The organism is Dyella humicola (genome assembly GCF_026283945.1).
GTDB lineage: Bacteria > Pseudomonadota > Gammaproteobacteria > Xanthomonadales > Rhodanobacteraceae > Dyella > Dyella humicola.
Genome location: NZ_JAPDPC010000001.1, coordinates 2195089 through 2210864, shown reverse-complemented (window position 1 = coordinate 2210864; position 15776 = coordinate 2195089). Strand labels below are relative to the sequence as shown.

General features: G+C 58.8%; 10 protein-coding genes. 5 read left to right on the top strand and 5 right to left on the bottom strand.

What is annotated here, in order from left to right; all coding sequences use genetic code 11:
* The first annotated feature begins 5 nt into the window (after positions 1-5).
* Positions 6-5252 (top strand): eCIS core domain-containing protein, encoded by a 5247-nt coding sequence (locus tag OUZ30_RS09870; RefSeq protein ID WP_266182068.1) that lies wholly within the window; start codon positions 6-8, stop codon positions 5250-5252.
* A 296-nt stretch (positions 5253-5548) separates the two neighbouring features.
* On the opposite strand, the gene OUZ30_RS09865 is transcribed toward OUZ30_RS09870, so the two are convergent.
* Both OUZ30_RS09865 and OUZ30_RS20425 read right to left on the bottom strand, forming a co-directional pair.
* On the bottom strand, positions 5549-6106 hold the full coding sequence (locus tag OUZ30_RS09865) for a GNAT family N-acetyltransferase (protein WP_266182067.1): 558 nt from the start codon (positions 6104-6106) through the stop codon (positions 5549-5551).
* Between the two features lie 187 nt (positions 6107-6293).
* Positions 6294-6401: a protease inhibitor I42 family protein gene (locus OUZ30_RS20425; RefSeq protein ID WP_425601493.1), complete on the bottom strand. Its 108-nt coding sequence runs from the start codon at positions 6399-6401 to the stop codon at positions 6294-6296.
* Between the two features lie 237 nt (positions 6402-6638).
* Here OUZ30_RS20425 and OUZ30_RS09860 point away from each other — a divergent pair, with 237 nt between their 5' ends.
* Positions 6639-9152 (top strand): ATP-binding protein, encoded by a 2514-nt coding sequence (locus tag OUZ30_RS09860; RefSeq protein ID WP_266182066.1) that lies wholly within the window; start codon positions 6639-6641, stop codon positions 9150-9152.
* Between the two features lie 550 nt (positions 9153-9702).
* Here the strand turns inward: OUZ30_RS09860 and OUZ30_RS09855 are convergent.
* The gene (locus tag OUZ30_RS09855) at positions 9703-10590 is read right to left on the bottom strand and encodes a LysR family transcriptional regulator (RefSeq protein WP_266182065.1); all 888 of its coding nucleotides are present in this window, start codon (positions 10588-10590) and stop codon (positions 9703-9705) included.
* 280 nt (positions 10591-10870) lie between these two features.
* Here OUZ30_RS09855 and OUZ30_RS09850 point away from each other — a divergent pair, with 280 nt between their 5' ends.
* Both OUZ30_RS09850 and OUZ30_RS09845 read left to right on the top strand, forming a co-directional pair.
* Positions 10871-11851, top strand: a complete 981-nt coding sequence (locus OUZ30_RS09850; protein ID WP_266182064.1) for a sensor histidine kinase — start codon at positions 10871-10873, stop codon at positions 11849-11851.
* 238 nt (positions 11852-12089) lie between these two features.
* Positions 12090-13487 carry an amidase family protein gene (locus tag OUZ30_RS09845; RefSeq protein ID WP_266182063.1) on the top strand — a complete coding sequence of 466 codons (1398 nt, stop codon included), beginning with the start codon at positions 12090-12092 and terminating at the stop codon, positions 13485-13487.
* 421 nt (positions 13488-13908) lie between these two features.
* Here the strand turns inward: OUZ30_RS09845 and OUZ30_RS09840 are convergent, their stop codons facing one another.
* The gene (locus tag OUZ30_RS09840) at positions 13909-14124 is read right to left on the bottom strand and encodes a thiamine pyrophosphate-dependent enzyme (protein WP_266182062.1); all 216 of its coding nucleotides are present in this window, start codon (positions 14122-14124) and stop codon (positions 13909-13911) included.
* A 32-nt stretch (positions 14125-14156) separates the two neighbouring features.
* Positions 14157-14540 carry a RidA family protein gene (locus tag OUZ30_RS09835; protein ID WP_266182061.1) on the bottom strand — a complete coding sequence of 128 codons (384 nt, stop codon included), beginning with the start codon at positions 14538-14540 and terminating at the stop codon, positions 14157-14159.
* A gap of 554 nt (positions 14541-15094) precedes the next feature.
* On the opposite strand from OUZ30_RS09835, the gene OUZ30_RS09830 reads away from it, so the two are divergent.
* A complete protein-coding gene (locus tag OUZ30_RS09830; protein WP_266182060.1) occupies positions 15095-15751 on the top strand; it encodes a helix-turn-helix transcriptional regulator in 657 nt (218 codons plus the stop codon).
* Positions 15752-15776: the final 25 nt, after the last annotated feature.

Sequence of the window (15776 nt, the reverse complement as noted above, 5' to 3'; positions counted from 1 at the left end):
CACCGATGCGCCGCGCTCAGGTCCAGGCAATCCGTCCGGCCAGCACGCAGAAACCGGCGGCCGCTCGGAAGCTGGCGGGATCTCCCCGGCGCGCGGCGGCAAGTAATCACTTGCAGGCCGGCCCAGCCGGCGACCTTGCCAACATCGTCCAGCAGGCACGCACGGCGCCACGCGCGCAGGTGCCGCATGCGGCCGCAGTCGCCCGCGATTTTGGCCTGTCATTGTCCGCTCTCGAGATCCATGCCGGAGAGGCCGCAGCAGCAGCGTGTCGCCTCATCGATGCACGTGCCTTCGCCATTCAGAACTTGGTCGTGTTCGCCAATCCACGACCAAGCCTCTCGCTCGTCCGGCACGAGTTCGCCCATGTCCGTCAACAGGATGGCATCCGGTGTCCGGCGCCAGCACGGTATGAGCCCGGCTCGATCCGCCTCGGCCCCTCGGGAAGCGAGGTCGAGCGCGAGGCCGATGCGGCGGCCGCCGGTCATACCAATGCAGTCCATCGAGGCGCCCCGGTTGCCGTCCAGCGCGAGGACAAGAACGACGAAGACAAGCCGGTGACCGCCGCGACCGAAGCTAAGAAGCGACTTGTCAAGCTGGCCAGTGTCGCAGGGTTCGCTCTCAAGACTCTTAAGGCTGGAGAAGCTCCGCATTTCGGCGTCTCCAAGGACATCAATAGCCCCGACCCCACATTCAATCCGGCCTTCTTAAGGAGTTCGGAAAACTCGTGGACGTTGGAAGACTATATAGCGGCCAACCCGGTGGAAAACGTCACCATCGATAAGCGCCGAGCCAGATACGAACTGTCGGACCACGTCTTCAAACGCGGATCCGGAGGCAAGTTAAACGCTGATGCCATAGCGCGCACGGCCTTCTCGATAGGCAATAGCAGCATATGGACTTCGCGCGCCGTTCCCCAGGACATAGACACCAAGACTGCAGACCTGCGTACGACGCGTTACGTGTTTCTCGGCGCCTGTCAATTCAATAACAGAGAGATCAATCCCAAGCTTGGCGATGAAAATCCACGCGAGACCGTCAATGAACGAGGCCGTTATGAGCGCGACAATGCCGATCCTGTCGAAAGCTTGAACTCCTATATCGATATAGTCGGTCGATTAGTCACCATTGCAAAGAAGAAGAAAAAGAAGAAAGCGCTAACCGGTGCCGATGAAGTCAAAGACGCGATCAAAGCGCTCAAGCCAATGAAGGACGCCGGGAAGGGTCGAGAGAAACTGCGTGATTGGGTCCTCAAGCAATACACTGGCATCGATGAATTCTTCGCGCTGGTAATTCATCCGGAAGGGTTCCCCAAGAACTGGAATCCAATAAAAGGCGATCTCCAAGCGAGATTTATTGCCAAGCTGCGGAAGGGCGGCTCCGCCACGGCAGCGCAGGTCTACTTCGGTGAAGAGTTCACCGAAAATGAGAACCTCAAGGTCAAGCCGTCTGGCGAGCTCCAGGCTCTGCGCCGCGGTGACGGTTACATCAAGGTCGGTAATGCTTATCACATCCTCGAAAGCAAGGCGCGAACGTCACCGCCGAGCGACGAGGAAATCGAGCAGATGAAGGACTACAAGCGCATCATCACGCCACCGCGCATTAAGGGGTACCTCCTCAGTGAAGGCAATATCTCACGTGATATGGGCGAGTTCACTGCCGTCGAATACTACCTTGCGATTTCCACGATCCCGGTAAAGGGCGATCCGCTCTACAAGCTAGCCGAGGCGTGGACGACCGAACTAGACAGGGCTTTCATTGATCCCAAGAAGAAGCCGCGCAAGCCCGAGGGCTATCGGATCCACCCAAACCTCTCGGGCGATCCAGCAAAAAAGACGACGATCAAGATCAACCCTCTGATCGAGCTTCCGATCCCAAATCCTGACCAAGTCGAGCAGAAAGTCGAGAACATACCGAAAAAACTAACCGGTGCCAATATCAAGCGCGCCGACTTCAAGCTGGCGCAGATACGGGAAGCTGAGATTGCCTCAGGGAGCATCTTGATCGCCCTCGATCTCGGTGACGAGGTCAAATCCGGAGGCGAACCAAAACCCCAGGCGATACATCCGATGTCAGACGGAGAAGCCGGGTCCGTTAAAGAAAAGGGAGCCGTGATCTACGGCCACGCTGACAATAACTTCGACAATCTAACGACATCCCTTGATAGTTTCTTCAATAAGCGTGTTTCGGCCGACGCGAGACTGACCGACGCCGGCGTTGAGGGAACACTCGACGTGGCCCCAGGGCCAAGTGGCATTCGAGGCATCACCGTCGGCGCCAAGGTCACGATCACCTACGGAAAGAAGGGCCTAACGGCCCATGGGCGAGTCGATCTCTCGAACCAAGAGGGAACCATCAAGGGCGCCATCGCCGTCACCTACGACAACTCTGGCGGGCAATGGAACATTGTAGGCGACGTTACCGTCACAGACATCGTCGAGGGACTCGAGCCGTTCAAGGCCAACTTCACCTGCGCCCCCAAGGAGGGCACCAAGAAGGTCCATGCCGACAAGGTTGGCATCAAGAAAAAGTATGGTGGCATCACCATTAGCGGTATCGCGACGAACCTCGACTTGGATGCGAACACCGGTGCATTTAGCGGTTCGGCCAGCCTCTTCGCTCAATTGGGTGCATTCGGCGAAGCTAGCGCAGAAAACGTCGTAATTGAAGCGAACCAAATCAAAAACGCGACCCTTGTTTACAAAACGCCAACGCTTGCCTATCCGAAGACGAATCCCGCCCTCTCCGGTATGCTGAAAGGCGCCGTGACCTACACCGCCGGCCAGAAGCCCGGAGACCAGCCGCTTTTTGGTGGCTCTATTGAGGTCGACGCCGCGATCGATGCCGCGCCGCTCAAGCGCCTCACGAAGGACGGTAAGCTGGGCGTCAAAGGTAAGGTCGAGATTGATGACGGCAAGTTTGTTCGCTCGACTATTGGCACTACCGACACGCTCAAGCTTGGCAAGCACTTTCAGATTCCGCGTTTCCATGCTGACGTCGACGAGAAGGGTGCCATTGCGCTGCACTTCACGCTCCAGGTAATCGACATCGGGCCACTTAAGGACGCCAGTGTCGACGCGACCGTCGATCAATCCAGATTTCATATCGATCGCGCCAGTGGCGAATTCGCCTTTGGTAGCGACAAGGACAAAGTCTGGGGCTCGTTGCGCATCCGCTACGAGAAGGATGACCTAACAGTTGGCGGCAAGATTCACGTCCGCATCAAGGAGGGTCTGGTCGCCAGTGGCGATGCGTACTACGACAACAAGAAGGAGACCGTGACCGCATCCCTGTCCGTCGAAGAAATCACGCTACTGAGGTACGGACCCAAAGAGCATTCCCTCGTCGATCTCTCTAAACAGGTGGAGTTGATTTCCTTTTACGAGGTCGTCGGACTCTACCTCGATGTCGGTTTCAACCTCGCCTTCTCCTATAGTTTCGATCTGCGCCTAAGACCCGCGGTCACGCTCGAAGATTTTTCTTTCAAGACCTTCGAGTTCGCGCGCGCAAGGGCGCGCATGCAGTTTCTCGGCGAGTTGGCGGCGACCCTGACGGCGACGCCCAATGTTGGCCTGGGCGTATTCATCATCAGCACCAAGCTACTTCGAGGCGGCGGTGGCATCGCGATCCCGATCACAGGTCGAGCAGCGTTAGCGCTCAAGCCGCCGGTAACCGTCGAAGTTGTATACACACCCGAGGGTGGTATCAGTGCGGGCGGCGAGGTTGGGCTGACATTGCTGTTCGGCGTGACCGGCGCCGTCCTTCCTTACGCCGACTTCTCGGTGCTCAATGGCACCTACGAGAACAAATGGAAAGGCGATCCGCTAACAAGCTTCGTGCTGCTTAAGGAACGACCGATCTTTACCTACGTCGTGAATTTTGGAAACCCGCTCACAACGGAAACCAAGCCGCCGATCCCAGAGAAGCAAGAGAATCCCCCCAAGATCCCTAACACCGAACACCCGATCACCGCCAAGGCGGACGGCAAGGCGACGCCGTCCGAGGTTAGGAGGAAGGAGGCACAGGAAAAGAAACCCGAGGACAAACCAAAGGCCGACAACAAGGGCGGCTTCGATCTCGCATCTCTGGTCGCCGGACTCAAGAATGAACCGAGCTTTGCGAAAGCGTTCGCAATCCTCGACGCCGCCGCGCAAGTTTGGGATGCGATCAGCGGTTTCGTCGGCGCCATTGTCAACTTTGTACGGAAGTGGGTTGGCGGAACAATCGATCTAATCGTCGGCATCATCAAGGCGATGGGTAAGCACAACGTGGCTGGCTACCTCAAGGAATTCCTCGGAAAGAGGATCGATCCTCTTCTTTTCCACATCTTGGAGCCATTGCTGGACGCCATCGGCGCCGTTGAGCAGGATCTGTACGATCTCTTCGAACTCGAGTTGCCGTCGTCGCCTTGGGGAATCGTCGATTTTGTCGTGACGATCATCAAGAAGGTACTGAAGCTTGCCTGGAGTAGCTTTTTCGAATTCGTCAGTGCAATCAAAACGATGGTTGAACGGGCGATCGAAGGCACCCGGGATTTCGCGCAATATTTGGTGAAAGCCGGCCGACTAGGGGTGATTCGCCGTGAACGCTATATCGGATCCGAAACGCTGCACCTCGAAAAGGACTTCCTCGTCGCGGACGAATACAAGATCGATGTCGGTGGCGTGAAGCGACATGAGCTCAGTGATTCGATCCTGCCGTCGCCAGACAAGGCCATCGGCTTCGCCCTATGGCACGCACTTGATATGCTCAAAGTCGAACCCACGACATCCTCGATCAATGCGGACACCGGCGATGCCTATGCAGACTACTGGTCGCCGCTGCCCGTAGATCGCGGCTACAACCTCAATCGGAAGGTCCGCGGTGCAGGTACGATCGCAACCAGCGCCCAGGCTGCTCTGGAAGCAGCCGTCGGCGATTCAGGGGTCGCGTTGCCAAGCGCCATCCGGCGTCGTTATGAATCGGCGCTAGGTACCGATCTTTCCGAGATCCGCCTGCACACCGGGGCCGCATCCGCCGTTGCCGCACAAGCCATAGACGCGCGGGCCTATACGGTGGGCCGCAACATTCATTTTGACGTCGGTGAGTACGCACCAGAGACAGCCGCCGGCGAGCAGTTGTTGGCTCACGAACTCACGCACGCAGCCTGGTCACCTCGCGCCGAAAGGAAGCAGTACGGATTCAGAATCGCCCCAGCCTCCGACCCGTCTGAACGTAAGGCCGAGACGATGGCCCAAGCGAACGCGTCGATATAGTTCCGCACTCGCTGATATGGACGCGATTGCCAAGTGGCCTATCGGGCGGCCCCATTGACTCGCGAAGGTGCCTGTTCACTCAGCGACCTCTGATTCGGGGCGACCAGAATAAAGGCGTCCGACAAGCGCAACCGTTTGCGCACAACCCGAATCTGCGGGCGCCTCCCCACCCCCGATAACACGGGCTAATCGACGCCGCGTGGCGGTGGCTCGAACTCAGCGCGGCTCTCCCCCAGGCAAACGCTGAGGTCTGCTTCGGGTTACCGACAAGGACGATTGTGCCGGGCTTGCAATGCTCAGGCTCCTTCCCTTTGACGGTCGCCTTGAATAAGGCCATACAGGAGGATGTCCGACACTTCTCCAGCGCCGGTGACCCAGCGCTCTCGCAAGTACCCCTCCAGCTTGAAACCGATGCGCTCAACCACCATGACTGAGGGTCGATTGCGTGGATCGATATTTGCCTCAATGCGACGAAGGCCCGCTTCCCTGAAACCGTAATCGATGAGGGCTTGAGCTGCCTCGGTCATATATCCCTTTCCCCAATGCCTGCGCGCCAAGCAGAAGCCTATTTCTGCGAGCCGACAACGCCAGTCAGCATTGTGCAGTCCGCAATCACCCAGCACTTCTCCACTATCGTTTGATTCAATAACAAAAATGATGCCTTTCCCTTCGGAAGATGATCGTAGCTTTTCAGTGACGCGTTGATGCGCTTGGAAAATATGTTGCATCGGCGGAAAGGAAAAATAATGCGCCACTTCAGGATCAGACCACACTTCAAAGAAGACGGACGCGTCATCTTTCTGGAGAGGTCGAAGTCGAGTACGCCTAGTCTCGATGATAACGGGCTCAAACATATACAAGCCTCAGCCATTGGCATTCAGATGCGCCAGTAGCACTGGCCAAGTGTTCAGTTTAGTTCGAAAGCAGGCCTTAGCTGCGAGTCCGGACACCCTTCACGAGCTGTGCTCCCACATTCGAAATATCGTATCGACACCCTTAATGGCTAGAAATAGGCGTCTGTGGTTGCGGAGTAACGGTGAACTATCGACGAAACCGCTCCCATGGTTGCCAGTATTTGAGAGCTAGAGCATTAGACCCAGCGTCAAGCACCTTGAAGCGGAAAATGGCCTCGCCGCCTGAACCAACCACACGACCAGAGTGGTTGGCCGTGTCAAAGCCGCAGGCCCGGGGCTAAGGGGCGCTGTCGGTGCCGTCAGGCCAATCGCGGCAAGGGCGGTGATCGTTTTCAAGTGAGTACGCATGGAAGCCTCTTCTGTTTGTCTTGGAAGCGTGCAGTGCTCGCTGGGTATAAGCTCTGCTTCTAGGGGCGCGGAGTCTTGATGAATCGGTGAGGGAATATCGAGATTCGGCTCGGCACGGAATGCCTTGGCCAAGTCTGAAAAGGTGTGCTTGGACATGGGGAGCGCTAGCTACTCGGCAAGTCCAGCAAAAACTGCCGCGTTCGTGTTTGCGGACGTGGTGGTCGACGTGTGGGCCCATAGGCTGGTGCGCGGCGGATGTGAAATTAATGTGGAACCGAAAGCCTTTGCGGTGCTGCTGGAGCTACTGGCGCATCCTGGCCAATTGCTCAGCCGCGATGACCTGCTAGATGCCGTGTGGGGTCACAGTTACGTCACGCCCTCTACACTTAGTCGGGTCATAGCTCAATTACGCCGCGCCATGGCGGACGACAGCAGCCAGCCGCGCTACATCCAAACTGTGCACGGGCTGGGCTACCGCTTCATCGCCACCCTGAACGGCCAGCCATCAGAACCGGCGCCGGCGCTTTGCGTCGCTCCACCAGCACGAGTTCGTCTTCCGGAGCCCGTAACCCCTTTGATCGGACGCGACGCAGACCTGCACCAAATTAAGCAGCTTCTTCGCGATGCTCGACTAGTAACTATTGCCGGCTCGGGAGGTATCGGCAAGACGCAGGCCGCGTTGGAATTGGCGAGACAGAGCGCCGAAAATTTCACCGACGGCGTATGGTTGCTTGATTGCACAACGCATGCCGACGGCGAGGGTTTGTCGCACTGGCTTGCCGGCTTGTTTGATGTACGCATGGCGGCAGGTGTAGACGATTTGATCGAGCGTATAAGTGAATTGCTGCGTACCCGGCACGTATTGCTAGTGTTTGATAACTGCGAACGGATTGCGGGACCGGTGGGCGCAATCATCTCCGCTTTACTGGCATCGAGCGCGGAGTTGCGGGTGCTGGTTACTAGCCAGCACCGCCTAAATTGCCCAGGTGAGATCGTGTACTGGCTGCCGCCATTAGCCGTCCCACCTGCGGAAAAATGGGTCACGGACGACGACATCGCGCGCTTGTCCAAAGTGCCAGCCGTCGAATTACTGTTGGCACGCGTTCGCGCGTTCGCATCGACGTTTACATTGACGCCGGCAAATGGATCCGTTGTCGCTCGGATTTGTCGCCAATTGGATGGCGTGCCCCTCGCCCTTGAGATTGCGGCGGCTCGACTTCGCTTACTCAGTCCGGAACAGCTGCTAAATCGAATGGACGCCCATCTTCTCAGTCTGGCCGAGGCCAGCCCAAGCCGCCCCGCCCACCATCAGACCCTCCACGCGTTGATTGAATGGAGTTTTTCGTTACTTTCAGATAGCGAACACTCATTGCTCTGTGGCCTGGCGATTTTTGTCGGCACTTGCACGCTTGGAGGCGCCAATGCGGTCGGCACGGTGGTCAAGTTAGATGATGAGCAGGTAATGGACGCGGTCGGTGGACTGGTCGATAAATCACTGCTGGTAGCTGACCCTACAACTCGTCCTCCGAGCTACCGACTGCTGGATAGCGTAAGGCTATTCGCCTTGGAAAAACTGGCGGAGAGTGGCAATGAAGCACGCATGCGAAGCGCGCATCTCGCTCATTTCGTGGATCTCTCTTATCGCGCCGATGCGGGGATCAGGGGGGATTGTGAGCAACAGTGGTGTGATCGAATCAGGCGCGACTGGGCGAACTTGCATGCGGCACTCGACTACGCCCTGTCGAAGCCAGAACACGCCGGGGACGCCTTGGCCTTGAGCGGCAACCTTTGTTGGTACTTTAGAATGTGTGCCAACTACGATGAATCTGCGCATTGGCTCGATCAAGCTTTGCGCGCAAAAAAGGCGCCAACACGGGAGCGTGCTCGGGCTCTGATCGCGTGCGGCATCATGTACCACCAGTCCCAACAACACGACCGCGCAAAGGAATTACTCCGCGAGGGCATCAAGGTGGCACGGCATTTCGGAGATCCGCGTTTGGCCGCGGCGGGCCAAGCCGTCATGTCCATTGAGTTGGCAACCTCGGGGGACTCCGCTGGGGCGAAAAGCAGCGCAGACGCAGCGCTGGCCATGGCGGATGCAGAAGACGATGCGTGGCTGCGTTCCATGGCCTTGCTAGCGCGTGGCGTAGCATTGGCTTTGGATGAGTGCCATTGTGAAGCAGAGGCCTGCCTCAGTGAGGCGTTCGAGGCGGTATCCGTTCCCGGCTATGGCAAGTATCAGTCGGTGTATGTGCTGGTTAACCGCGCCCTGCAGCGCCACTACTTAGGCAAGAAGCGAGGAGCGGCGGAAGACTGGCTGACTTGCATAGACGTCTTCGCTGCACTGGAACACTGGCGCGGGGTAGCCGGTTGCGTCGAAGGTGCAGCCTACCTGTTGGGTGAGTGTGGTGAGGTACGCCAGGCGGCACGATTCCTAGGTGCTGCTTCCCGCGTGCGCACATTGACCTCCGGGCCGCTAATGCCGCATTGGCGCAAAGCGCAAGTGGTAGCTGAGCGAACAGTGCGCAATGCGCTCGGACAATCCCTGGAGTCGCTGCAGAAGGACGGTGCTTGCACGCGCATCGAGCAGATTGCAGCCGAAGCGCGCTACGCGCTGGCCAAGCTGGCATCCGTTTAACATCGACGGGCCAGCGAAAGCTCACCTTCCGGACCCCAGGCTCATGGCGAATCGCAACCACCCTACCCCCGACAACTTGACCTAATCACCCCACCCTGCCCACGTCAGGCATGAGGAGGCCAGACGCGGATGGATTTTGGGTGCATTTATCCCAGTCCGACAGTAAGTCATAGGACAGCGCCACAGTGACCTGGTGGCAATGCGGCCGGTATGTCGCTCCTACAAAATCCACAAAGCACCGCCTGCCCGAAGTCGACTTTGTCATCCGACGCCTCATTTCCTGAGGTGGATGCCCTAAGGTCCGACTGAGCGCGCGCCGCGTGCGTTCGCGACTGCCACGGGTACGGATTCCAGTTTCCATAAGCGGGAGGTGCGTACCCGCTGTGACGACAGACGCTGATCAGAGAAATCTCAGCTTCTGATCCAGCGAAAAACGACCAGGGCCCGTAACGTAGAGAAGAAGTAGAGGATTGGGGACGAGCTGGTCGAATCAAGCACTACGCCATCGAAAACCAGCACGAGGGCTGATCGCGCGCCTAACGTCATGGCTTCAACCCTGGAGACTGGCGCGAAGGGACTCCAGGAACGCCTCGCTCGTAGGCCCAAGATGCGCGTTGGCGCGGCGAATAATGCTGAGCGGACGCTGGATCATTAGGCCCTTGACGGGAAGTAACTGTAGCGTTCCCTCGCCGAGTTCCTTCGTGATGCTGATGCGAGGCAACCATGCGATCCCGCCGCCGTGCACAGCGGCTTGCTTCAATGCCTCAGTATTGCCGAACTCCATCACGCTGCCTTGCTGGACGTTGTTGGCATCCAATGTCTCCGCAATGAGTTCGCGCGTGCCTGAGCCTTTCTCGCGCATCAGTAGCGGTTGGCCGTTGAAGTCGATCGCCGACAAGCGCTTCTTTTTCAACAGCTCATGATTCGCCGCCACCACGGGCAAAAGTTCGTCTTTTTGGAACTGCTCGGCAATCAATCCAGTGACATGTAACGGACCTTCGATGAAGCCGAGGGCGAAGCGCATGTCGGCGACGCCTTGGGAAATCTGTTCGGTGTTACCAACGAACATCGTGATGCGCACGCCAGGATTGGCTCGACGAAATATCGCCAATCGTTGAGGCAGGACATAGGTTCCGTTGGTATTGCTTGCACCAATCGACAAGTTCCCCATGCGCGCATCGGCAATTTCTCTCATCGCGGCTTCCGCAGTGTGCGCGATCTCGAACAGCCGAATTGCATATTCTTGCAACACCTCGCCAGCATGGGTCATGCGCATGCCACGGGGCAGGCGCTCGAAGAGTGTGATGCCAAGGCGCGTCTCAAAATCCTTGATCTCTCGGGATAGCGCGGGCTGCGAGATATACATCCGTTGCGCCGCAGCGGAGATGCTTCCGGTTTCGGCGATCGCATTGAAGACAGCCAAGTGATGGATGTTCATATGCATTTTGTATATGGGTGGCGTCGGCCAATTGTATTGGATTTATGCCTAAGCGGCGCTCACACTTTGTATCGCCGGGAAGCCACGCATCAACGATTTTTCGCCAATACCGTATTCGAACCTGAAGTACAGATTGCCTCAGCGATGAAGTCGCACTCGCTGATCAGGCCGATGGTTAGCCTGGATCAAGTCACCGACGACAAGTATCGAGAACGTTGAGGTTGACGTTGAGAGTGGCGCGAAGCCATTGCTCTTCGCGCCTACGCCAGAGGATTCTTGGATGATAGTCAAACCCGCCGATTCAGCCCACGACCTCTCTTCCAGCCTATGTGCCATTTGCGCCAATCGCTTGGCCGAACAAGCGCCTGATCTAGTGCTGGCTTCTCGTGACAGTATTCAACTTGATGCACTTACTGAACGATCGCATCGTGAGGCCAGGCGGGCCATTGTCACATCCCAGGGGGATCTCTTTGGCGCTCATGAACCGGCCCAAGTTGAGGCGGGTTGGCAGGAGGATGCGCGCATCGGCGTCACTGTGAAGGCCGCACGCACCAGGGCTACGGATGGCTTCACCGAGCAAGAGCCAGATGAAGTGATGGCCTGCGAATCAGCGCAGGATGGCATTAGCAGTCATCTTAAGGAGCATTTGAAGATCCTCGCCTCGATGTCTCACGATCTTCAGACACCCATCACGCGCATGCGTCTGCGCGTCGAGGCACTGGGGGAATGCGCGGAGCAGCAAAAAATCGTCAACGATCTGCGTGAAATGGAACACCTGGTTCGCGAGGGTGTGTCCTACGCACGCGGCACGTTCGGCGGCGCTAAAACACGGGTTAAGATCGACCCGGCTGCCTTTCTTGAGAGCCTCGTCTTCGACTATCAGGACATGGGCCGGCCCGTAACGCTCTCCGCATCCATCGGGGGTCAGGTCACGACCTGCCCCAAGACTCTCCGGCGCGTGTTGGGCAATCTGATCGACAATTCCATCAAATACGCTGGAAAAGCTGAGGTTTCCGCGCACCTAAAAGAAGGTGATGCCTTATGCGTCTCCGTGTCAGACCGAGGCCCTGGCATTCCCGAGAGCGAGCTCAGAAAGGTGCTTCGGCCGTTTTATCGATCGGCTGGTTCGCGCCACTGTGACATCGACGGAGCTGGCCTTGGACTCGCTATTGTCACTCAATTGATCAGATCGATTGAGGGCAATCTGATTTTGTCCAATCGCGACGGTGGTGGCCTGGTGGCGACCATAACGATCCCGTAGACGGTCACCCATTGCAGGCGAACTAGTGGATGCGCATCAGCGTCGGCGCTGCGGTGCTACTTCGCTCGCGGCAAGGTATTGAAAAAGGGGGCACGCAGCTCTTTGCTGAGCGGAAACGCTTTTAACATGAAGCCAGGCCGAGCGGGTGCGCACTCGCGTTCTATGGCGGACGTTCAATGCCTCCTATGTTCGATCGCCCGTTTACCGTTTCTTTGTCTAAGCCGTTCTTGGAGGCAACATGACTGAACTCTGGAGCATGGCGGCGAGCGATCTTGCCGCACTGGTCCGCTCACGCGAGGTGTCCGCTCGCGAAGTGGCAGAAGATGCGTTGCGACGGCTTGATGCTGTCAATCCCCGCATCAACGCCATCGTTGAGTGCCGCCCTGATGAGGTGTTTCGGCAGGCGGTCCTCGTCGATACCGCGCTTTCCCGGGGAGATGATCCCGGGCCGCTCGCGGGCGTCCCGGTGACGGTGAAGATCAACACCGACGTGGAAGGCTACGCCACCACCAACGGCACGAAACTGCAGGAACAATTGATCGCGCGAACCAACAGTCCGGCGGTCGACAACCTGTTGCGCGCCGGTGCGGTGATGCTTGGTCGCAGCAACTCGCCGACGTTCGCGTTGCGCTGGTTCACAAGCAATCTCGTGCACGGCAAGACGCTCAATCCGCGCGATCCGCGGCTCACTCCGGGCGGTTCGTCGGGTGGTGGTGCCGCGGCGGTTGCGGCTGGCATCGGCAGCATTGCGCTGGGCACCGACATCGGCGGCTCGCTGCGCCATCCCGCTTACGCCTGCGGCATCCACGGGCTGCGCCCGAGCTTTGGCCGGGTGCCCGCCTACAACGCGTCGTCACCCGAACGCGGCATCGGTCCGCAACTGATGTCCGCCACCGGCCCGATGGCTCGAACGATACAAGACATTGCGCTCGGCCTCTCCGTGATGTCGGCCGCAGATCTGCGCGACCCCTGGTACGTACCCCAACCGCTCGTTGGTCCGGTCATGCCGCGGCGCGCCGCGCTATGCCTGCGTCCCGGCGGCATGTCCATTTCCCCGGAGGTTGAGGCAGCCCTGTGGGACGCACGCGACCGATTGGTGGATGCGGGTTGGCGCGTCGAGGAGATCCATGACACGCCGTCGGTCACCGAAGCCGCTGAAATCCAGGAGCATCTTTGGCTTGGTGACGGCTTCGCCAATCTAATCAATTCGGTGGAACGCGATGGCGACCCTGGTGCGCGGGCCGTCGTTGAAGGCGTGCGTGACCGCGTGGCGGCGCTGACACCCGACGCGGTAGCGAAGGCGCTTGTACGTCGTGCTACCGCAGCCCGCGAATGGCAGTTGTTCTTCGCGCGCCACCCCATATTGTTGGTTCCAGTGTCGGCAGAACTCCCCTTCCCGGATGACCTGGATCTCCAGGGGCACGTGGGCTTCCAGCGCGTGTGGGACGCCCAATTGCTGTTGCGCGCATTTCCCGCGCTGGGCCTACCTGGCCTGTCAGTCGCCACGGGTAGCGCGCATGGCACGCCCGTCGGCGTGCAGATCGTCTCCGCGCGCTTCAGGGAAGATCTGTGCCTGCTTGCCGGCGCGGATATCGAGGCGCGAGGCGAGCGCATCCTTGCCATAGACCCCGCCTGACGTTTCCACTCCTATCGATATCGTGGCCATGCATCCGCGGTGATGCATGGCCACGCGTTGTAACTCACCACGCCGGATCGCCGACGCATTGCTTTACCCGTTCACGTGCCGATCGCCATCCGGACCGCATCCATGGATCATCTGGATGCCGACCACGACGACGTCAGACACAAGTGCCTTACCGCGCACGCAGCTTGGATCGAAGTGGGCACGCATCGGCCATACTGCGGGCGACACCGCAGCGCGAGACATGAACCATAGCCGTCATGGCCCGACGCGGCCTTCTCGATAAAAGCCGGGCGGCAACGCCGCCGGCCCGGCTCTCGTCGACGGACGTCAATGCAACCGGTCGACGCCAGAGATTGTGCAACGCGAGATCCAGCACTTCATCGGCGCGCCCATTCATGACCACGCGCACCATCTACAGCGAGAAGCCCTTCGCCATCGGCCGGGTGATGCTGGGCGACATGGCCAGCTCGGTGCGGCTGACCAAGGGATCAACGAGCACCGAGCCGTCATGCGACAAGGCCTCCGCCAGTCGCTCCTCGATTTCCTCCGGTCGCTCCAGCCGAATGCCACGGATATCCATCGACCGCGCCATGGAGGCGAGGTACGGGTTGCTCAGGTCAGTTCCCACACTGAGTCAGCGCATCGGGGATGCCTGCGGCATCAGTCCAGCATCAGGATCCCTTCGACCTCGATGCGGAAGCCCTGGGGCAAACCGGCTACGCGCACGGCGGCGCGCGCGGGGTAAGGTGCCGTGAAGTATTCGCCCATGATGGCGTTGAGTTTGGGGGAGTCGGCAAGGTCCGTAAGGTACGCATTGAGCTTGACCATGCGCGACAGATCACCGCCAGCGGCTTCCGCCACTGCCCTGAGATTGCGAAATACCTGGTGGATTTCCGCCTCGACCGTATCGTTCACCGGACGCTGCGTCTGCGGGCAGATGGGTATCTGGCCAGAAAGGTATACCGTATTGCCGCATCGCACGGCCTGGCTGTATGGCCCGATCGCGGCGGGCGCATTGTCGGTGTGAATGATACTGCGATCCATTGGGCTACTCCCGTGTGTTGTCGTAGACGCAACATAGACACGGTTGCACGGGCGCCATAGAACATCAGTGCGCATACGTCGAGGACGCAGCACTGTGACGGAGGCACGCGGTGTCGGCGTTGAATTGAGCGATGCCAGGCTGGGGCACATCCAGCGCACGGACATCCTTCGTGTCGAACCCTTCTGTCACCGCATCGTGACACTTCTTCACCCGTACCACGGCGCAGGCATCGCCGCGCGTTCCTCAGAGTCATCCGGTGGACCCTAAGAACGAGTAGTAGTCCGCTTTTTTGTATCCAAACGTATCCGACGTCGCCCCACACACATTTCAACACGCTTTATCACCGGCGACGACACATCCGGGATACGTCAAGACGGTCTTCTAAGCACGCCGGCGAGCAGCTCGTGACCTGAAGCTGGCGGTTAGCTTTATGGCCTGAGAGAAACGGCTGGCCCAATCCGCCACACGTTGACGACTTGTTCGGAAGCACATGATCTCTCAAAGCGATTTCACCTCACGTCCATGCGGAACGACACTGGCACCTGGAGACGACATGACGGAGCTATGGCACTTGCCGGCGGGCGAGATCGCCCCTCTTTTGAAGCTCGGGGATGAGTCGGCGCGTTCTGCCGCGTCGGCTTCAGGGAAACCAGCCAAGACCACGATGCACGCGCGCGCCGATCCCACCTGGCCGGGATTCCTGACTTACTTGGACTCCAAACGCAACGACATCGTTGGCATGCGCCTCGATGACCATCATGCAAGGGGCGACGCCGGTGGCCGCATTTTGCCGGGGCAATCCGTTGTCCGGCAGCGCGGCCTCCCGCGTGTTTCACTTTGCAGGGTTATCAACGCTATCCACAAGCGACTGGGCGAAAAAATGACGCTACAGGACATCGCAGACGCGGCCTGCATGAGCCGCTTCCATTTTGCCCGACTGTTCCGCCGCAGCACGGGCTACAGCCCGATGGAATACCTGCTGCAGGTGCGATTGGAGCAGGCGAAGGCATTGCTGCGCCTGCGTGCCATGCGCATCAGTGATATTGCCGTCGAGATCGGCTTCGCCGACCAAAGTCACTTGACGCGGCACTTTCGTCGTGCCGTGGGCATGACACCGCTTCAGTACGCACGCCGATGCATGGATGCCCTGCCATCTGAAACGTTCGAAGGAAGTACGGGAAGCACCCACACCGTGGTCACCGCGGCCTGAGATGCCGCATCTCGGTGAAAAGGAA